Origin of the sequence: Shewanella sp. SM55, assembly GCF_025654025.1 — a bacterium.
GTDB classification, from domain to species: Bacteria; Pseudomonadota; Gammaproteobacteria; order Enterobacterales; family Shewanellaceae; genus Shewanella; species Shewanella oncorhynchi.
On sequence record NZ_JAKKRS010000001.1, the window covers coordinates 187,606 to 207,409 of the forward strand.

The following is a 19,804-nucleotide window of genomic DNA, read 5'->3' on the forward strand; positions in this document are numbered from 1 at the left end:
GTTTATTTAGCGCTATCTTAACGCGATATCACTCACAGATATTAATGATCTTGAGCAATAGAAGCCGGCATATCTTCGCGTAATTGTAACCACATCTTACCGCTATTCATTCCATAGGTACGCATTAGCGCAGAGACATCGAGGTAATTTTTCGCCTGAGCCAACAGTTCTAATTCTTTGTAAAAGTTCAATGCTAATAAACGCGCATCTGAGCTGGTAAAGTAATAACGACCAACTCGACTATACAAACCTTTAAATCCGTTTAATATCAAAACGTAAAGTGGATTTCCAGACGAAAACGCTAAGGTATGATGCAGTAAGTAGTCAAATTCAGCATAGGATTCAGCCGTATCTTCAAGCTGGTGTATCTTTGCAAGTACCTCCACAGCGGTATCCGGGTTATAACGCAAAGCACCGCGAAAATAGATAGCACTGACGTTCGTTCTAGCTGACAAGAGTTGGTCAACCAATACCGGAAAACCCTCGGGATTCAAATCAGCAATAGTCTCAAGGATGTTTAAGCCTGAGGTTTCCCAAAAGTTGTTAACCCGTGTTGGTTTGCCATGCTGAATTTTCAACCAACCGTCACGCGCCAAGCGCTGTAGCACCTCACGCAGAGTGGTGCGAGTCACACCAATCAATTCTGAAAGCTCACGTTCAGCCGGTAAAATGGACCCTGGAGGAAATTTGTTTTCCCAAATTGATCTCACAATATACTTCTCTGCAAAACTTGCAGGTCCTTTGGCATTGATAATCATCAGCCCACTTATCCAGTTGTTGTGCGTCGTAATGGTCACTGATCATACCAGAGCGGTAAAAAATGGAAACCATTCACTTAAAATCACTGTGTTATCGCCGTGTAAATGTCACAGAATCGCTCAAAAAAACGACCAAGGTCAATACAGGATGGGCCAATTTTGCCGCTTAGCTCCGCTTTTTGAAATGTCGGTATCAGTAACTCATTACATTAGCTTTCTCTTTAGGCTAGACTCATTTAACTAACGCAGGTATTGATAATAATCACGTGCAATTTTTAACATAATTAGAAGAGAGGCTGCCATGCCGGCGACAATGAGTCAGGCGTTTATTGGGAACTTCTTAGGAAATTCTCCTAAGTGGTACAAAACCGCAATACTGTCATTTTTAATTATCAATCCAATACTCTTTTTCTATGTCGACCCCTTTGTGGCTGGTTGGGTATTGGTTCTAGAATTTATTTTTACCTTAGCAATGGCATTAAAATGCTATCCATTACAGCCTGGCGGATTATTGGCAATTGAAGCCGTCGCGATCGGAATGACATCGGCAAGCCAAGTCTTACATGAAATAGAAGCCAACCTCGAAGTATTATTACTCTTGGTGTTTATGGTCGCTGGTATATATTTCATGAAGCAATTGCTGCTATTTGGCTTCACGAAAATCATTACTAAAGTGCGCTCTAAAATTTTAGTGTCATTAATGTTTTGTTTGGCTTCAGCCTTTTTATCAGCCTTCTTAGATGCGTTAACAGTTATTGCCGTCATTATCGCGGTCGCTGTGGGTTTCTATTCTATTTACCACAAGGTCGCTTCTGGAAAAGATTTCGGCGCCGATCACGATCATACCTCTGAAGGTAAAAATGATGATGGTGAAGATCAGTTAAACGAAGAAGAACTCAGTGCATTCCGTGGTTTCCTACGTAATCTGTTAATGCATGCGGGTGTAGGTACTGCGCTGGGCGGCGTGTGTACTATGGTGGGTGAACCACAAAACCTTATTATCGCCGCGCAAGCAAATTGGCAATTTGGTGAATTCGCCGTGCGTATGTCACCCGTTACTGTTCCTGTATTAATCTCGGGTATCTTAACTTGTTACTTAGTTGAAAAATTTGGCATTTTTGGTTATGGCGCTAAGTTGCCAACGGCCGTTCATCGGATCTTATGTGAATATGCCGCCCATGAAGATGCGCGCCGTACCAATAAAGACAACATGAAGTTAATCGTCCAAGCCTTAGTGGGTGTCTGGTTGATCGCAGGACTTGCATTGCACTTGGCCTCAGTGGGCTTAATTGGTCTTTCTGTGATTATTTTAACCACAGCCTTTAACGGCGTTACCGATGAGCATGCCCTCGGTAAAGCTTTCGAAGAAGCACTGCCTTTTACTGCGTTATTAGCTGTCTTCTTTGCAGTTGTTGGTGTGATTATCGACCAGCACTTATTCGCACCAGTGATCCAATGGGCACTGAGTTATCAAGGCAATACTCAGTTGGTGATTTTCTATATCGCCAACGGATTACTGTCTATGGTGAGTGATAACGTGTTCGTCGGCACTGTGTATATTAACGAAGTGAAAGCGGCATTGATTAACGGTCAAATCAGCCGTGATCAATTCGACTTGCTGGCCGTTGCGATTAATACTGGAACTAATTTACCTTCGGTTGCCACGCCCAATGGTCAAGCGGCGTTCTTGTTCCTACTAACCTCAGCCCTAGCACCACTTATCCGCTTATCCTATGGCAGAATGGTATGGATGGCATTACCTTACACTATCGTGCTGTCTATCGTAGGAGTCATGGCGATTCAAACGGGTTTCTTAGAACAAGCTACCCAATATTTCTATGATTCCCAGATAATCATCCATCACAGCGCTAGTGAAGTTTTAGAGCCGATGACTGGACATTAATCTTCTTTATTGACTGAACTTTATTTAATAAGTAGAGTCCAAAAAACGCCCCATGTCTGAGGGCGTTTTTTGTTGATATGGAGCTCACTTTGACTGTAATGACTCGCTTTGCCCATTCCCGTTCATCTTGGTTTATTCTCGCAGGCACAGCCCTTGGGTTAGAAGCAGCCGCCCTGTATTTTCAATATGTTATGAAACTGGAACCCTGTGTCATGTGTATTTACCAAAGACTCGCTATTTTTGGTTTATTGGCGGCAGGTCTCATTGGCATGACAGCACCCAAATATCGAATAGTCAGGATCTTAGCTGCCATGCTCTGGGCTATCAGTGCAACTTGGGGATTAAAACTGGCCTTATCGCTCGTAGATATGCAAGCCAACCCATCCCCTTTTTCAACCTGTTCATTCTTACCTGAATTTCCTGCTTGGATGCCATTACACGAATGGTTCCCTGCCATTATGATGCCTACTGGCATGTGTACTGATGTACCTTGGGTCTTTATGGGTGTAACGATGCCCGAATGGATGGTAGTGGCCTTCAGTGGCTTCTTAGTCGCTTGGTTACTCTTTATTGTGCCTGTCCTAAGTGGTTCAAATAAACCATCTCTTTATAAATAACGAGTTTGAGATAAGGCAGGCATAAAACCTGCCTTTTTATTGACGATTATATTCCACTTATCCTATTCAATCCTCGCAACTTAAACATATGCCAATAGCAAAACAGTGAGAAAGCGCTACACTGGCTCAATGAAAAGTGGTGATTTGGAAACTGGGGATTATGGGAAAAAGTTCGACATCTGAGCCACACACGCCATTAACCCAATGGCAAAACAGTTTGCCATTCAAATTTAGCCTTATTCAGCTCGTCATTGCCGCTATTTTGATTTGTAGTACAGCTTGGGTGATGCTGAGCATTCAACGCCAACAAGTTCTTGATCAGCAAGCCGTGTTAAACCAAAACTATGGCCAGTTGATTATCGCCAAACTGCAGGAAATGACTTCACAGGTTGAAACCGTAGTCGACTCTATTTCCAGTATTGCCAAACTTTACCGCTATGATCATGAGCAACTGGTGAAAACCATTCCCACGTTGCTGAAACTCGATAGTCAACAACGCATCATTTCTGGCGGCGGCGTCTGGCCGGAACCTGGCGCGTTTAATCAGCAAAAATTTCGAGATAGCCTGTTTTGGGCACACAATGTAAACGATGAATTAGTCGCCATTGATTCCTATAACAAAGACACGTTCCCAAGCTACCACACCGAAGAATGGTATCGCCCGACGCGCTATTTTCCTGCTGGTAAAATTTTCTGGTCAAAATCTTATTTCGATCCGACAACCCATGAGTCAATGATCACAGCCTCAGGCGCTATGTGGATGGACCATCAGTTTATTGGTGCCGCCACTGTGGATATCAGTTTAGAAAAGCTCAATGTGTTATTACGCAATACTATGATTAATGTCAGAGGCTATGTCATAGCCTTAGATCATCAAAACCAAGTACTCGCCTATCCAGATACCAATAACGATCTTAAGCATCAAACCAATACCAATCATTCTTTCGTCACCTTCAATCATCTCGCCAGCCAACAGCCAGATTTCAGCCCCGTCAAAGTCGCATTGCAGAGTGCAGATAAAGCCTTTATAGAAGCGGCGATTGCCGAGCGCGTTTTTACCCAAGAACAGATGCAGCATCTAACGAGACTAAGTCATCAAGATGAGCGTGACATGTTAGCGGCCATCGTAAATAACAATGCCTTAAATCATTTTACTGCCCCGAAATTACTGACGTCGGTAACTTTGACCCATGATCCAATCCTTAAAACGGCATCCCTCGTTTCGGTATTTCTCATGCCAAATACCTATTGGAAGGTACTTGTCGTCACCCCAATTTCACCGCTGCAGGATACCGCTAAACATTTAATCGAAAAGGTCGGCATTTATTTAGTCTGTATTCAACTATTAGGCTTAATTCTATTATTCTTACTCCAGCACCGACTATTTATTACCCCCATTATTGAAATCGTCCAAGCCTTAAAACGTAATGATTCCGCCTCTATCGAACTCAAAGCCAATAACAGCCATGACGAAATTGGCTTATTGGCAAAAACATTCCTATCGCGTACTCGACAACTTGAAGTGGCAATGGCGAGCTTAGATGCGAGTAACCTGGCGCTAGAACAGCAATTGCAGAGCCAAAATCTGTTTCAACTGGAGTTAAAGCGCCATAAAGAACAATTGAGGGCTTTGCTTAAATTTTCTCAAAATCTCATCTATATCAAAGATCTTCACGGTAAATATATTCTCGTCAATGACAAATATTGTGAAATCTTAGGTATAGAACGCAGACGCATTATTGGCACCTCTGATTTTGAGATATTTCCCAGCCAATTTGCCCACGAGTATCAACAAAATGATCGACGCGTTCTGCATAATCATGAAGCCATAAACTTCGAAGAAGCTATTCCATCGCCCCTAGGCAATCTTATTTATATCGTGACTAAATTTAAGATCAAAGATGATGACGATACCGTTATTGCAGTCGGTGCTATCGCCTTTGATATCACCTTACAAAAAATTAAAGAGCAAGAACAAGAAAAGTTACTTTTAGGGCAAGTCGAGGCGCTTAATCACCTACAAGAACAAGTTCGCCTCAGTAATCAACATAACCATGAACTCCATCTGCTCCAAGACAAATCAACCCAATTGCTTGAGAAACATCATCAACTCAATCTCAGTCGTGAACAAAGCCAACAGCTAATGCAAAATTTTCTAGCTGAAATGATGACGCAAATTATGCATGAACAAGATCAGCTACTCGCCAAAGTGTGCCAACTTCAGCCAATAGATAATGCTAACGGCCAAAATCAGATTACCGAAATCATGGTGACTCAGGCAGATAAATTGCGACATATTGCCCAGTTATTAACGAACCATCAAAACGATATTCGGCCACTGCATCTCGCACAATTTATGCGTCATCTTTTAGGGTTGCTAAAGGTACAGTTAGCTAAAACAAATGTGGAAATAGCGTTAAATTGTGAAGAAAATATCATCATTGATGGCCCTTCTTGGCAATATTTGCAGCTGTTTTATCGTCTAATCACCAACACGTTGAATCATGCATTTAAAGCTCACAATGAACAGCGTGAAATAACCATTAATATCGACAAGTCGAGTGAAGAGTTACACATCAGTATTATCGATAATGGGATAGGTATGACAGAGCCGCAACTCGCACAGTTACGGCAAGAACTAGCGCAAGAACTCTGCCTTGGAACGCTGACCTGTATAAATCTGTGGCTTAAAAATGATCTCAATGGCAGCCTTAGCATCAGTAGCCACTTGAACCAAGGCACACACATTCAATGTCGTTGGCCACTGAGTACAGATTTAGAACCGCAATAAACAAAGGTGCGTTATTGATCTAACCATGCCTTGGCTTGGCTATGTTCATCGGCGGTAAATACCTTTACCGGACATGGCAGCATGCAGGCTAGCGCATTAACCATAGCATTTGTTTGAGTGGCATTAGCAATCATCACGACCCTTGAAAAATCACTTAAATGAAATAAACCTAATACCGCATCATCCCACAGGGCCCCAACGGATATACCTTCAAATTCAGGGGAAAACTCGTACCAAAGGCGAATACTGGCGTGGTCTTGCAGCTTGGCTTCTATGGCGGGAACCAAATAGCCTTCAACATCCCCATGGTTAACACGGCCAGATGCGACCACAGCCAATATATCATCAGCATGACCCGAAGAAATCGTTAGCATTGAACACTCCTTATCAATACATGAAGGGAAAAATAGTTAAAGCTCATACACTAAAGATACACAGACAATGACATAAATGCGGGAAAGATGGGCTTTTATTTTAAGCTAACACCATTTTATACATACACATCAGTGATGCAAATAACGTCAAAAGGAGCTAATCCACAGCGATAACTCGCATAACCCAGCAACAAAACTTAGTCGCAGAACTCGATGAAAAATGGTGGCCATACGAAATAACATGAGGTGAAGCAAAGAGCAGATATTTACCTCACACTCAAAGCTGCTGCAGCTCGAGCTTAACAATAAGAGTGAGGAAACACATGGTACTCAAACGATGATGATTTACGCTGCTAAAAATTAGTATTAGTCCTGACTTACCTGAAATCACGCATTAATAAATAATCTAATTGCTATTCTGACTAAGCACTCACTTGAAGTTTAGCGATTTCTTGATCGAACAAATTCTTAATCAAACTAGAAAACTCGGTAATAAATAAAGTCTGTGCGGGAGTCGCTTTATGGTTGGCAACTGAAGCTAAAATTTCTTCTAAATCATACACAATTGCATCCACTTCACGGATAATCACATTACGTTGCGTAAAAGACAACGATGGATTTTGGCCACACACCATAATGATCTGTGCCGACAATTGCTCTTCAAATAACTCCATCACAGTATCGTCTGAAACAACCTCTGAACTTGGTGTTTCAAATAAGCCAAGATGTTCAGTTAAATACTGGACCAAATGCATGTAACCATCTTTATCTGTGACCATTTTTTACCCTTTAAACTCATTAACTTAATATCTATTGTGATGCTATTAATAGCACATCAGAAAATATCAAAGAAGCCAAAGGCTCGGCTTCTTATCAAGATCTAGCATACGCCACTTATTTAACTCTAGCCTATCTTCGATAACAGACGTATTGATCTATACCAATCTTATTGAAGTTACTGAGTTAAGGTTAGTATAAATGACACAGGAACAGCTTGACTAATGCTCGATAAACCCGCAATTTCACGTAATTTATCAATCCCAGCAACAAGATCAAACTCATTGGCATTAACAATTACCGGTTGAAAACTGTTCACTAAAAGTTTGTTATCAGAAACTTTAGTGATAATCACCGAAAAAGCCTTAGTTTGCGATTTACCGTGTAACGCAATTTTTCCATCAATATCAAAAACTTTACTCTCACCAACGCCAAGATTTTTTAGTATCTGAGGGTCTACTTGTGATGACAGTTTCAGCTCTGGATACAAAGACACTTCAAATAACAAATTTTGCATCCGCTCATCGCGGACATCAATACCCGTTGCCACACCGATTAGTGGAATTGTTAATTCAAATAGACCGTTATCTTTTAGCGTACCTTTGAGTTGTTTAAAGTGATGGACTTCACCTATATCACCTTTCTTTACCGAAATAAAACTGACTCGCGAATCTTGTTCCATCACTTGCCATTGCGCGGCACAGCTAAAACTGGCCATAGCAGATAAGGCGACAATTCCCATCCATTTTTTCATCGTATCCGTCCTTAAAGAGTGAGTTTAAAGCCATGCCGTAAAGAAAATCGACATCCGCAACAGACTAAAATCCTGCCCAGTTAAACGTGATCAACATCACCTAACTTAAGCTAAAGATACTCTGTTTATCCATTAGCGACCAGTAAACTATGATTCATACGCGCACTAACCATTTATCTAAGCTATTGGCAAAAGCCTGTTTATCTGCTTGAGAAAACGAATCAGGCCCGCCAGTGTGCACGCCAGAACCGCGCAAATCCTCCATAAAATCGCGCATCGTCAGCTTTTGTTTTATGTTATCGACGGTATAAAGCTCGCCACGGGGATTGAGCGCCAAGGCGCCCTTTTCAATGATTAAAGCCGCTAAGGGAATATCCGCGGTGATCACTAAATGCGTCGGTTCAACATGATCGACAATATATTGATCGGCCACATCAAATCCCGCACCGACTCGAATTTGGCTGATATAGGGAGATGGTGGTACGCGGATCATTTGATTAGCCACCAGCACCAGCGGCAGGGCTTTGCGCTCCGCCGCCCGAAACAGGATTTCTTTGATAGGATTGGGACACGCGTCCGCATCAACCCAAATTTTATAATCACTCAATGTCTTTTAACTCTGTAATTAGGTTCACAAGCTCAGTTTTATGCCGAGCTATCGAACTATGCACCGTACTAAGGCGCTAAACGATCGATTTCCCACTCTGCATCATGGCGAGAATAAATAAAACGATCATGCAGCCTATGTTCTCCACCCTGCCAAAATTCGATACTCGAAGGTCTCACTAAGTAACCGCCCCAAAAACTGGGTAAAGGCACATCGCCCTTGGCGAACTTAGCTTTCATTTCGAAGAATTTGCCTTCAAGTACTTGTCTAGCGCTGAGTTTACTCGACTGCTGCGATACCCAAGCAGCAATTTGGCTGTCCTTAGGACGGGTCATAAAGTATTTAAGCACTTCAGCGGTGGACAGTGCCTGCGCTTCACCGAGCACCGATACTTGACGCTCTAGAGGATGCCAAGGGAAATGCAAACTGACTTTATTATTAGCAGCAATTTGCTGTGCTTTGCGGCTGCCAAGGTTAGTAAAAAATACGAAACCTGTGTCATCAAAACGCTTAAGTAATACTATACGTTGAAAAGGTTGGCCGTGCTCATCCACAGTCGCCACACACATAGCGGTGGGATCGCTAAGCTCTGCATCCCTCGCCTGCGTCATCCACAGTTCAAACAAATCCATCGGGTTTTGCGGTAAGTCGGCACGTCTTAAGCCGCCTTTGGCATACTCGCGGCGGATATCACTGAGATCTGTCATAGGGTTTCCTTAAGCAAACGCCAAAAATTCACATGAGTTCAGGGATCAGCACTTCAGCCTGAAGCTGCTGATAGTGGCTAAAACCAATGTTATAACCTTGCTCGGTCGTTAATGAACACCGCCCTAAGCATAAATGGGCAGGAAATCCCTGCGTTGAGTCGTCGGTATTAAAGCGGATTGTGTCCCAACTGACAGGAGCAAACAAGGTTAATAGACGCGCTAATAGATCTTGCGGATACTGCGCTAAATCCAGATTCGTTTCAAAGCTCACATAGGAGCTAGCGCACGCATTGTCGCTTTGAGGCGTAATATGCAAAGTAACATAATATTTGCCCCAGAGACCGTTCATCGAAAAGCCTGACGGATCAAATAAATGGGCGTCAATCTCAAATTCAGGGAGTAAATCGTTAAGTTCGAGTGCAGCGCAAATCTCATCGTTACTCTGCGAGCCGCCATTAAGATAGTCGGCAAATTCGCCACGAATGTGATACATCAACAGCTCACTAGTTTGATCATCCTTTGGTGCTCGATAATCACTGTCAGAGCAGAAAAAATAGTGATGATGGCTGTCGAGATGACCCACTCGAAAGGCTTTACCGGCGATACGTTGGCGCAGTTTGCCAATATCCTCGGCAAAACTCGTGGTTTGCAGATGGGCTTGGTATTCGTTTTTACGCTGATAACTCACCAAGGCCATGGCAGGCACGCCAAGCGCGTCGATAAAATAACAAGCGGCGTCCACTAAGGTACTGTTACCACAGGTGAGCATGACAAATCTGTCATGCCATACAAACAAGCTGGATTCGCTCAAAAGATAGGCATCACAGTCCGCATTACTTAACTGCGACAGTATCTCGGCGTGGGCACAGTTGACTAAGGCAGACCAAAAACTCACATCGAGTTCTCGTAAATTCGGCGCAGACGCCGTCACGATAATCTCGAGTTTTTTTTCTGAACCTTCAAAAAACATCAACCCTTTGACCTCATGATCGTCACTCATCCTTTACTTGATCCTAGAACAACGCGATTTTACACGACTAAAACGGCAATAAAAGTGAAAAATCTGTCCTTATAAAAACAAAAATCAGCCGAGGTTACCCAAGGCTGATTTATTTTAACACGCTAGAAATTAAGAAAAATCTTCTAAATAGGTATAGCCTTTCAGCCCTAGTTGCAATTCTTCTAAAATTTGTGCGCGTTCACCTTCGGCGATATGCAGATTCACTAACTCTTCATAAGTGCGCATAAAGGCCACCGCATCTAAGTTAACGTAACGCAATACGTCAGCAACCGTGTCACCCGCCAATACAGATTCGATGTTAGTCACACCATTATCTTCGATGCGAACCACTGCTGAGTTTGTATCACCAAACAGGTTATGCATATCACCCAAGATTTCTTGGTATGCACCCACAAGGAAGAAACCAATCAGGTATGGGCTATCCGCACTCCATGCTGGCACTGGCAGCGTGGTTTCAATCCCTTGACCATCAACGTATTGATCGACAATACCGTCAGAGTCACAGGTGATATCGAGCATGACAGCACGGCGCTCAGGGGCTTTATCTAGGCCCGATAACGGCAATACTGGGAACACTTGGTCAATACCCCAAGCATCCGGTAATGACTGGAATAATGAGAAGTTAACAAAGAACTTATCGGCTAACTTTTCATTGAGTTCATCAATGATAGGTCTGTGATAACGGTTTTTCGCACTCAATAGCCCTTGCACTTCATGACACACGCGCAGGTTAGCTTGCTCAGCCCACGCACGCTCCGCTAAGGTCAATTGACCTAAAGCGAATAGCGAATGCGCTTCTTGTAAGTCACTTTGGCTATCGTGGTAAATCTCAATCAAAGCACGTTGATCGGCGCGGCCGCTGATCTCAGACCATGAATGCCACATGTTATGCAATAACTGTGGTGAATCTTCCGCTGGCGGTTGAATATCTTCAGGCTGATAAGCTTCAGTACCGATAACATCGGTGATAAGCACAGCATGGTGCGCCGTTAAGTAACGACCCGATTCTGAAATAATACGTGGCATAGGTTGCTCGTATTCATTACAGATGTCAGTCAATACGTTAACTATGTTGTTGGCGTATTCGGTCAGGCCATAGTTCATCGAGTTATTACTTTGGCTACGAGTGCCATCGTAATCCACCGCTAAACCACCACCGACGTCGAAGCAGTTAACGCTTGCGCCTAATTCACGTAATTCACAGTAGAAACGACCCGCTTCACTCACACCTTGGCGAATATCACGGATATTAGCGATTTGCGAACCTAAGTGGAAATGCAGCAATTGCAGCGAATCCAGCATATCGTGTTGCTTAAGTTGCTCTACAACCAACAAAATTTGCGCAGCAGATAAACCGAACTTAGATTTTTCACCGCCGCTCGCCTGCCACTTGCCTTTGCCTTGGAACGCTAAACGTGCACGTAGACCTAAACGCGGTGTCACACCCAGACGTTTAGATTCAGCTAACACCATTTTCAGTTCAGACAGTTTTTCTAAAACGATGTAAACCTTGTGGCCTAACTTTTCACCAATCAGTGCTAAACGGATATATTCATTATCTTTATAACCATTACATACAATGACTGAACTGGCTTTTTGCGCCATGGCTAACACAGCCATCAGCTCAGGCTTACTGCCTGCTTCTAAACCCAGTTGTGGTACTTCTTTTGATGCCTGACTCGCCAGGATCTCTTCCACCACAGTTTGCTGTTGGTTTACTTTAATCGGGTAAACCAGCAAATAGTCCGCCTGATACTCGTACTTCTGTATCGCTTGGTCGAATGCTTGGCACAAACTGTTCACTCTGTGGTGCAGGATCTGCGGAAAACGAACTAGTACAGGTAAAGCGACTCCCGCCTTAACCATGTCTTTGGCTAGCTCATTTAAGCCAATCTTGTAATCAGGATTTTTGGGGTCCGGTGACACAGTCACCTCACCTTGATCGCTAATCCCATAAAAACCTTGGCTCCAGTGAGTAACATTGTACCCAGCACGAGCATCATCAATAGACCAATCATTCATTATTATTTAGCCCGTCTATTAAAAAATGGGTTAAACGGTTATGGCTTAATAGCACAACCGCCCGTTCGACAAACCCAGGCAAAGGGACACCTTACCTGACATACACGAAGGTAGATTTTACCTTCTCCTTAATGCCGCAACGTCACGCTAGTGTAAGTGACATTGCTGCGATTTTCATTAATGGCGCAAGAGACAACGCATCTTAGCGCAATACATCGTATCATATTGAAGGGAAAGCTTATTCCCTTACCTCAGTAAAGCTATCTTTACTTGCCTCGCTTGCATTTATCCTCAGGCTAAAGGGCGAAAATACCGCCAAAAAGCCAAATAAGATCCTGAGTCACATCCTTAAAACATCAAGCTAATAAGTAGCTTAAAGACGTTTGAAAGAGGTTAAGACCTTCAGAAACAGATAACACAAGTAGAAAACGAAAACCGATAACACTGAACTAGCGAAAACGCCAAACCAGCTTATCGCTAGGCAAGATTATTTTAACAGGGGACTATTGGCTTCTTCGCGGCCAGAATTGATGCGGATCAACGTGAGATGCTTAAGGCCAGTATCATCGTATGGTACGACAATCGAGCGTTGGCATTGTGACACTTTTAGGCAAAGTGCAAAAAATGGATGCTTGTGCATTAGCTAATAAAAACCCTCTTAACCCCATGTAATTCGATATGTTGTCAATTACACGGTTAATGACTGGTGAACCATAAAACCTTTATTACTCACGTAATATTTGTAATGTCTGCAACGAGCGGAATCGTTGAACGGCGCAATTAAACCGCGCAATGTCACAGAATGCAAGCAAGAATCTCATTTAATCTTTTACATTAAAATATAATAAACACCTGCTTAACAATCACCCGCCACCCATTGGTTTTAAATAGAGTAATATTAGTTAGTTAACCCATAAACGTCGTACAAGTCTGTTCAATATTTTTTATATCACCTTTGTCACTTTTATTGACATTTACCCCTGCAAATATCCCTGATTTTTGTGTGTCACTCAAGTGATGCACATTTGCCAATATTAAGTGAAGCCAAACAACCAATTATCACGGCGCCAAACCCGCCACAAATCAGTGGTTCCTCCGAGACACAATACGTGGTCAAGCCTGCGCTAAGTGACGACTCACACACGCTAAAATAAAGCTCAAAGACAATAATGCTGCAGTTTCAGCACCGAAGTGTATAATCGCAACCGAATCACATTCCATTATGCACAGAGAGATCCATGGTACAGATAGGTAAAACCTGCAAACTTGAGGTTGTAAAACAAGTCAGCTTTGGCGTGTATTTAAACGCCCACGAATTAGGGCAAGTACTGCTGCCAAACAAAGTCACCCCAAAAGACTGCCAAGTCGGTGATCTGCTTGACGTGTTTCTGTATCTAGATTCTGAAGATATCGTGATTGCTACCACGCGCCGTCCATTGGCACAGGTAGGCGAATTTGCCTATTTAAAAGCCGTTACAACCGGCCCTTATGGCGCCTTTTTAGACTGGGGCTTAGATAAAGATTTATTACTGCCCTTCGGTGAGCAACATAAGCCTATCGAAGAAGGCCGCTCATATCTGGTCTATGTACACGCTAACCGCGCCGATGAACGCATCATGGCCTCATCAAAAATCGATAAGTTCCTCGATAAGACAGAGCCAGGGTACACAGTCGGTGAGCAGGTCGATTTATATATCGGCGGCACCACAGATTTAGGCTACAAAGCCATTATTAATCATGCCCATTGGGGCGTGATTTACGAAAACGAAGTGTTCCAAAAACTGCGTTTCGGCCAAAGACTCAAAGGTTTCATCAAACAAGTGCGCCGCGACGGCAAAATCGATCTTGTGCTGCAACAAGGCAGTAAACAAGAATTAGATAAGCATGCCCACATCATTCTGATCAAACTCAAACAGGCTGGCGGCTTCTTAGCCCTGACCGATAAAACCGATGCTGAAATCATTTACGATCAGCTTGGTATGAGTAAAAAAGCCTTCAAAAAAGCCATAGGTGGCTTATTTAAGAATGGCCAACTGAGCATAGATAATGATGGTTTGCGTTTAACTGAAACAGCAGAATAATCAACTCTATTCAGGACTTAGCGTTAAAATTGTACAGTTTACCGCCACTAAGGCAGAGTTTGACTGACAACTCCTAGGATATTAAGCATGGCTCTGTTATAAACAAAGCCATGCTTTTTTCTTTGGAGCTTATATGGAACTCACGTTACACGAAGCCAGAGTCATCGGATGCCTGCTTGAGAAAGAAATCACCACCCCCGAGCAATATCCACTCTCGCTAAACTCATTGACCTTAGCCTGCAATCAAAAAACCAGCCGCGAGCCCGTACTCGAACTCAGTGAAACCCAAGTGCAAATCGCCGTTGATTCCCTAAATCGGAAACGTTTGATCAGCGAACAGTCGGGATTCGGCAGCCGCGTCGTTAAATACAAGCACAGATTCTGCAATACCGAATTCAGCGAACTTCAACTGTCCCCCGCCGCACTCGCCATCGTCTGTTTGTTGCTATTACGTGGCCCACAAACACCGGGAGAACTTCGGACCCGCAGCAACCGCCTACACGAATTTAAAGACGTGATCGACGTGGAAGATTGCATCCGCCAATTAATGAGCCGTGAAAAGCCCTTCTTAAAACAATTACCCAGAGAAGCTGGTCGCCGTGAATCCCGTTATGTGGAATTATTCTCTGCAGCGTCATCGCACGAAAGTGCTAGTCAATCCCATAGCACAAGTCATCCCTTAGCCCATGTCGCTGTATCTGTAGACGCAGAGCCGCTTGAATTAGTGAACAGAGTGACAGAGCTTGAACAACAAGTCGCCGAACTGACGCAAAAGCTCGATGAATTAATCGCCTCATTGAGCTAATTAGCGATAGATAATGACTGATAAATACCGATGGATAATAAGTGCTATGTGAGCAACATGGCACTTATGGACCAATCCACTGTCTACCCAAGGGTGAGAAACTTAACCGCGCCAAGCACCATAGCCCCTAAACCTAGCGCAAAAAAGAATAGAGACAGCACATGACCAATAATCCACCCAGCAGTTTCAACAACATGTTTATTATCGCCATGTTTGAACTGCGCAAATTTTTATTTAATACCCGCGGGATCATCGCCTTGGTCGCCTTTGGTTTAGTTTGGGGTGTACTTCTGCTTTACCCCATTCAAAGTGCATCGGCCATGTTATTGCAGCCCAATGTAAAAGATATCATCGACAGCTTATTTGGTGCCAATACCCTCAATGTGCTCTTTGAGTGGCCCGTGGCCGAAATGGCAGTGTTTTGGTGTTTTGCGCTGTATTTGTTTCCACTGTTCAGTATTCTTATCGCCGCCGATCAGTTCTCATCGGATAAAACCCGCGGCACGCTGCGCTTTTTAACCATACGCACTAGCCGTGACAGCTTATTGTTCGGCCGTTTTCTCGGCCAAATTCTGATCCAAGGTTTACTGATCCTATTAACGATTATCGCCACTGTCGCCCTCGCGCTCAGCCGCGACAGCCAACTGATTTTATCTGCGTTAACGTCTGGCGCCTTAGTGGGCCTTAACCTCATCATAGTGATCTTGCCCTACACGGCTGTGATGACTTTATTGTCCCTGTATGCGCGCACGGCACGCCAAGCTATGGTGTTTGCCACCATTTTATGGACGGTGATTTCCATCACTATCGTGGTGTTAGCGAATCAATCTAGCCTACTAGCACAACTCCAGTGGGTATTACCCGGTGCTCAACTGTCGGACATGCTCAATACCAATGGACTCAATAGCTTAGTCTATGCCCCTATTCCACTGTTACAAACCGCTGTGGCCCTCTTGCTCGGCAGAATTTATATGCAAAGGAGCTCGCTATGAGTCTGATCCAATGCCAAGGGCTGTCGAAGCTTTACGGCAGCAAAAAGGCGCTGAATGATGTGAGTTTCAGTCTTGAAGCGGGTGCCCCCATCGCCCTTGTCGGTCCCAATGGCGCGGGTAAAACCACGCTTTTTAGCCTGTTATGCGGCTATTTATCACCCAGCTCTGGAACCATAACCCTACTCGGTGAAGCCCCCAATAGCCCTAAACTCTTAGGCAAGATTGCCGCTTTACCCCAAGATGCAGTGCTCGATCCCAACTTGACGATTGTCAGCCAGTTAATATTTTTCGCTCGCCTGCAGGGCATGAACCTAGAGCAAGCAAAGCAAGAGGCACTGCGCGTGTTGGCCTTGGTCGATCTAATTGATGTTGCCGAGCAAAAACCGCCTAGCCTTAGCCACGGTATGAGTAAACGTGTATCGATTGCGCAGGCGCTGATTGGCTCGCCAGAATTAGTATTATTAGATGAACCGACAGCGGGACTCGACCCTGCCAATGCAAAAAAAGTCCGTGAACTGGTTAAAGCCTTATCACCCACCACAACTTTTATGATCAGCTCCCATAATCTCGATGAGCTCGAAAAGCTGTGCGATCAAGTGTTGTATTTAGATAAAGGCCAACTGAGTCAAGCGGTGTCAATGCATGCGTCGACCGACAGCGATTACCTGACGTTAACCATGCAAAACTGTGACAGCGATGCATTGCAAGCGGAAGTGGCAAAACTGGCGGGAGTGGTGAACATCAGCTCAAAACAAAGCAATGTGTTTATTATCCAGCTAGACACAAATACAGAAAAAGCGCACAACAGTGATATTGAGATGCGCCTATTCGCCCTCTTCAATCAGCATCAATGGCAATACAAGATGCTGCTGAAAGGTCGCACTCTGGAAGAAACACTCTTTTCATAGGCAAGCGTTAAAAGGGATTTCTCATCACCCAACGGTTGAATAGTGTTCAATCCATAGCCTAAGCGCAATACGCCTTGCGCTTAGGCCTTTTAACTAAGGTTTTAAACTAAGGCTTTCAATAAGCCTTTAAATTAAGTCAGTCACTTCGCCCAGTAAAATCAGCCCACCACTCAATCCGACAAACTTGTACTTACTTTAGCAACACACAATCACCAAAAGCTTCACAAGCCTGTCAATAAAACACCAATCAACCGCGCTGAGCTTGCTATGGCTTTCAATCTCGGGACGAGCTTGTTATAACTCCCCTTCGATTGAACCTAAGCTGACTTCAGAGGTTTCTATGAACAAAGCACAACTTATCCAACGTATTGCCGCCGAGCTCAATGCATCGCAAGCGAGCACTAAACCTGTGGTTGAGCAGATACTGCAACAGATCCACGTCGCATTGAGCGAAGGCGAGAAAATTTTCCTGCCACAATTTGGCACCTTTGAACTCAGATACCATGTCGCTAAAACAGGGCGTAATCCACAAACGGGCAAAGCCATAGAAATCGACGGTTACAATCAGCCCAGTTTTAAAGCCTCAACCGCATTGAAGCAGAAAATCAATAGCGGCGCTTAGCTTTAATGTGCAGGCACTATTTTGCGAGATTTTGCGAACATTAGTCAGCAGCCTTGATAGAAATGAGCCTCAACATAATTTGAGGCTCATTTTTTATCAAAAGAAAAATAACCGTTCCGCTTAGGGGAAAGCCTTAAACAATTAAGTAGTCGCTAAGTATTGCTCTCCTCACCTTGATAAAGTGGCGCAATATCGACATAGTCAGCAGCGTTTTCAGCACTTGGATCCTCGAGAAATGGCACACAACCGAGGAAAGGTGCCGTCATCATCTCTTTAAGGCTCGTCAGATTCTCCTCAAACATACTCATATTCGGGTCGACACGATTAGCAACCCAGCCTGCAATCTTAAGCCCATCGGCCAATATCGCCTCTTGAGTCAGCAATGCATGATTTAAGCAGCCAAGTTTCATGCCAACCACGAGGATCACTGGCAGTTCTAATCTCTGTACGACTTCCGAAAGATACCTGCCATCACCTAAGGGTAAACGCCAGCCTCCCGCGCCCTCAATCAAGCAAAAATCCGCTTGAGCAAATGCCACTAAATCTAAACTTTCAATGATAGCTTCAGGCGCTAAACTCACGCCCACTTGGGCGGCGGCAATGTGCGGTGCAATCGCAGGTTCGAAGGAAAAAGGATTGATGAGTGGATAAGCCAATTTTAACGATGATGACGTCATCAGCTGTAACGCATCGGCATTACGCAATCCTTCAGAGGTTTGCGCGCAGCCCGAGGCGATGGGTTTAACACCTAAAGTCAACATAGTGTTGGCTGCAAGAATACTCACAGCGGAGTCAGCATTGGCTATGAGCCCTAAACGATTCACAGCGGTTAATAATGCCGCCGAAACCAAAGTCTTACCGCTATCGGTATCTGTACCTGTTACAAAATACATATTAGATCCTTATCTGTTGCTATGAGTTGTGCTTTGTTAAGCACACTCTCCATAAGCTAAATGTCCATATAGCTAACGATCTCTATACGTAATGTTAAAAATCCAACGTTTTCTAGATATTAGTGCTAATTGATAATGCCATGACTAAAGGCATAATATGTGAACTTTAAAACCTACGCCGAGCACGTATTTGAACTATCTGGTAGGTTAAAGGCAAACCTTGGGGTAAACGTAGCGATTCAGCTTTGGCCTGCATGGCCTGCCAATCTTGACGACCACGCAGCCGTGGAGTGAATTCTGAAGCACTCACTGTTGAACCTGAAACCCGAGTTGTTGAACTGGCTACATGTACAGAAGCCCCCACACCTTTAATTGAATATAGTAGTACCTTAAGAGTGTCAAAATACACTGTCATAGGGACGAGTCGCACTTCAAATAATTGCCATGTATCGAGTTTAAATGCAGCTTTTAGCACCTCCAGCGTCGAAAAGTCATTCACTCTTAACCCTAATTCAGCTAATTGATTCAAACTCCCCTGCGCTACTAGGCTCAAATGACACTCACCGTTCGGCTTAAGTACCCGCGCCATTTCGGCTACCGCAGCGGGAAAATCAGCACACCATTGCAGGGCTAGATTAGAGTAAATAACATCCATGCAGCCATTGGTAAAAGGTAAACACTGCGCATCGGCACATACGCCGAGATAATCGGGATAAGACTGTTTTAGCTTTTGCAGCATGCCAAGGGCAATATCCACGGCAAATACAGTTGTGGATGAATTTTGCGTAGAGAGATCCGCTGGTTGAGACACACTGTGATACCTAGAAAAATCCGTGCCTGGGCCTGCCCCTATATCTAACAGATAACCTGCTGCCGAAAACTCACTGAGTAAACTGGCAGCGCTCAGGCGTTGTAATTGATTATGATCTTGGTAACTATGGGCCGCTGCGGAAAAACGTTCAGCAATTTGAGTCCCGTGCACATTGGACACAGTCCCCGCGAGAACGCCCCCATAAGAAACGCCCGCATTAAGCTCACTCAGCTTAAGATCGCAAGAAATAAACTTGTTTGACTCATGAGCAAACTCACTACAGCTTGGATCACTAGACTTTATCAGGCTTGGCATTTTAACTAACACTCAACCATAAAAACTTAACATTCAATAAAATAAC

General features: G+C 43.9%; 19 protein-coding genes. 8 read left to right on the forward strand and 11 right to left on the reverse strand.

The window, feature by feature from the left end:
- Positions 1 to 41: 41 nt before the first annotated feature.
- Positions 42 to 758, reverse strand: coding sequence for a fatty acid metabolism transcriptional regulator FadR (fadR, locus tag L5L91_RS00820; protein ID WP_028760321.1), 717 nt, complete (start codon positions 756 to 758; stop codon positions 42 to 44).
- Positions 759 to 1,059: 301 nt separating this feature from the next.
- On the opposite strand from fadR, the gene nhaB reads away from it, so the two are divergent.
- The 3 genes from nhaB to L5L91_RS00835 all read left to right on the forward strand — a co-directional run bounded on the left by nhaB (position 1,060) and on the right by L5L91_RS00835 (position 6,069).
- On the forward strand, positions 1,060 to 2,661 hold the full coding sequence (nhaB, locus tag L5L91_RS00825) for a sodium/proton antiporter NhaB (RefSeq protein WP_028760322.1): 1,602 nt from the start codon (positions 1,060 to 1,062) through the stop codon (positions 2,659 to 2,661).
- A gap of 89 nt (positions 2,662 to 2,750) precedes the next feature.
- Positions 2,751 to 3,278, forward strand: coding sequence for a disulfide bond formation protein DsbB (gene dsbB, locus L5L91_RS00830; protein WP_263235437.1), 528 nt, complete (start codon positions 2,751 to 2,753; stop codon positions 3,276 to 3,278).
- Positions 3,279 to 3,438: 160 nt separating this feature from the next.
- Positions 3,439 to 6,069, forward strand: a complete 2,631-nt coding sequence (locus L5L91_RS00835; RefSeq protein WP_263235439.1) for a PAS domain-containing protein — start codon at positions 3,439 to 3,441, stop codon at positions 6,067 to 6,069.
- A gap of 11 nt (positions 6,070 to 6,080) precedes the next feature.
- Here the strand turns inward: L5L91_RS00835 and L5L91_RS00840 are convergent, their stop codons facing one another.
- The 8 genes from L5L91_RS00840 to L5L91_RS00875 form a co-directional block, all read right to left on the reverse strand.
- Positions 6,081 to 6,443: an STAS/SEC14 domain-containing protein gene (locus L5L91_RS00840; RefSeq protein ID WP_028760325.1), complete on the reverse strand. Its 363-nt coding sequence runs from the start codon at positions 6,441 to 6,443 to the stop codon at positions 6,081 to 6,083.
- Between the two features lie 422 nt (positions 6,444 to 6,865).
- Positions 6,866 to 7,222, reverse strand: coding sequence for a DUF3802 family protein (locus tag L5L91_RS00845; RefSeq protein ID WP_113938764.1), 357 nt, complete (start codon positions 7,220 to 7,222; stop codon positions 6,866 to 6,868).
- A gap of 176 nt (positions 7,223 to 7,398) precedes the next feature.
- The gene (locus L5L91_RS00850) at positions 7,399 to 7,974 is read right to left on the reverse strand and encodes a YceI family protein (RefSeq protein ID WP_263235441.1); all 576 of its coding nucleotides are present in this window, start codon (positions 7,972 to 7,974) and stop codon (positions 7,399 to 7,401) included.
- Positions 7,975 to 8,128: 154 nt separating this feature from the next.
- On the reverse strand, positions 8,129 to 8,581 hold the full coding sequence (locus L5L91_RS00855; RefSeq protein WP_006081277.1) for a YaiI/YqxD family protein: 453 nt from the start codon (positions 8,579 to 8,581) through the stop codon (positions 8,129 to 8,131).
- 68 nt (positions 8,582 to 8,649) lie between these two features.
- Positions 8,650 to 9,288, reverse strand: a complete 639-nt coding sequence (gene pdxH, locus L5L91_RS00860; RefSeq protein WP_131523902.1) for a pyridoxamine 5'-phosphate oxidase — start codon at positions 9,286 to 9,288, stop codon at positions 8,650 to 8,652.
- A gap of 28 nt (positions 9,289 to 9,316) precedes the next feature.
- Positions 9,317 to 10,258, reverse strand: coding sequence for an S-adenosylmethionine decarboxylase proenzyme (locus L5L91_RS00865; protein ID WP_263235651.1), 942 nt, complete (start codon positions 10,256 to 10,258; stop codon positions 9,317 to 9,319).
- A gap of 159 nt (positions 10,259 to 10,417) precedes the next feature.
- On the reverse strand, positions 10,418 to 12,331 hold the full coding sequence (gene speA, locus L5L91_RS00870; RefSeq protein WP_028760330.1) for a biosynthetic arginine decarboxylase: 1,914 nt from the start codon (positions 12,329 to 12,331) through the stop codon (positions 10,418 to 10,420).
- A gap of 487 nt (positions 12,332 to 12,818) precedes the next feature.
- On the reverse strand, positions 12,819 to 12,971 hold the full coding sequence (locus L5L91_RS00875) for a hypothetical protein (protein WP_011846564.1): 153 nt from the start codon (positions 12,969 to 12,971) through the stop codon (positions 12,819 to 12,821).
- A 598-nt stretch (positions 12,972 to 13,569) separates the two neighbouring features.
- Between L5L91_RS00875 and L5L91_RS00880 the strand changes: the two genes are divergently transcribed.
- The 5 genes from L5L91_RS00880 to L5L91_RS00900 all read left to right on the forward strand — a co-directional run bounded on the left by L5L91_RS00880 (position 13,570) and on the right by L5L91_RS00900 (position 17,739).
- On the forward strand, positions 13,570 to 14,412 hold the full coding sequence (locus L5L91_RS00880) for a S1 RNA-binding domain-containing protein (RefSeq protein WP_263235443.1): 843 nt from the start codon (positions 13,570 to 13,572) through the stop codon (positions 14,410 to 14,412).
- A gap of 133 nt (positions 14,413 to 14,545) precedes the next feature.
- Positions 14,546 to 15,217 (forward strand): YceH family protein, encoded by a 672-nt coding sequence (locus L5L91_RS00885; RefSeq protein WP_263138240.1) that lies wholly within the window; start codon positions 14,546 to 14,548, stop codon positions 15,215 to 15,217.
- Positions 15,218 to 15,378: 161 nt separating this feature from the next.
- On the forward strand, positions 15,379 to 16,209 hold the full coding sequence (locus L5L91_RS00890; RefSeq protein ID WP_263138239.1) for an ABC transporter permease subunit: 831 nt from the start codon (positions 15,379 to 15,381) through the stop codon (positions 16,207 to 16,209).
- Positions 16,206 to 17,117 (forward strand): ABC transporter ATP-binding protein, encoded by a 912-nt coding sequence (locus tag L5L91_RS00895; protein WP_105252836.1) that lies wholly within the window; start codon positions 16,206 to 16,208, stop codon positions 17,115 to 17,117. The genes L5L91_RS00890 and L5L91_RS00895 overlap by 4 nt, the downstream gene beginning before the upstream one ends.
- Before the next feature lie 340 nt (positions 17,118 to 17,457).
- On the forward strand, positions 17,458 to 17,739 hold the full coding sequence (locus tag L5L91_RS00900; protein WP_263235445.1) for an HU family DNA-binding protein: 282 nt from the start codon (positions 17,458 to 17,460) through the stop codon (positions 17,737 to 17,739).
- A gap of 152 nt (positions 17,740 to 17,891) precedes the next feature.
- On the opposite strand, the gene bioD is transcribed toward L5L91_RS00900, so the two are convergent.
- Together bioD and L5L91_RS00910 are read right to left on the reverse strand one after the other, a co-directional pair.
- Positions 17,892 to 18,632 (reverse strand): dethiobiotin synthase, encoded by a 741-nt coding sequence (bioD, locus tag L5L91_RS00905; RefSeq protein ID WP_105252838.1) that lies wholly within the window; start codon positions 18,630 to 18,632, stop codon positions 17,892 to 17,894.
- Positions 18,633 to 18,798: 166 nt separating this feature from the next.
- Positions 18,799 to 19,758, reverse strand: coding sequence for a methyltransferase domain-containing protein (locus L5L91_RS00910; protein WP_263235447.1), 960 nt, complete (start codon positions 19,756 to 19,758; stop codon positions 18,799 to 18,801).
- Between the last annotated feature and the right edge of the window lie 46 nt (positions 19,759 to 19,804).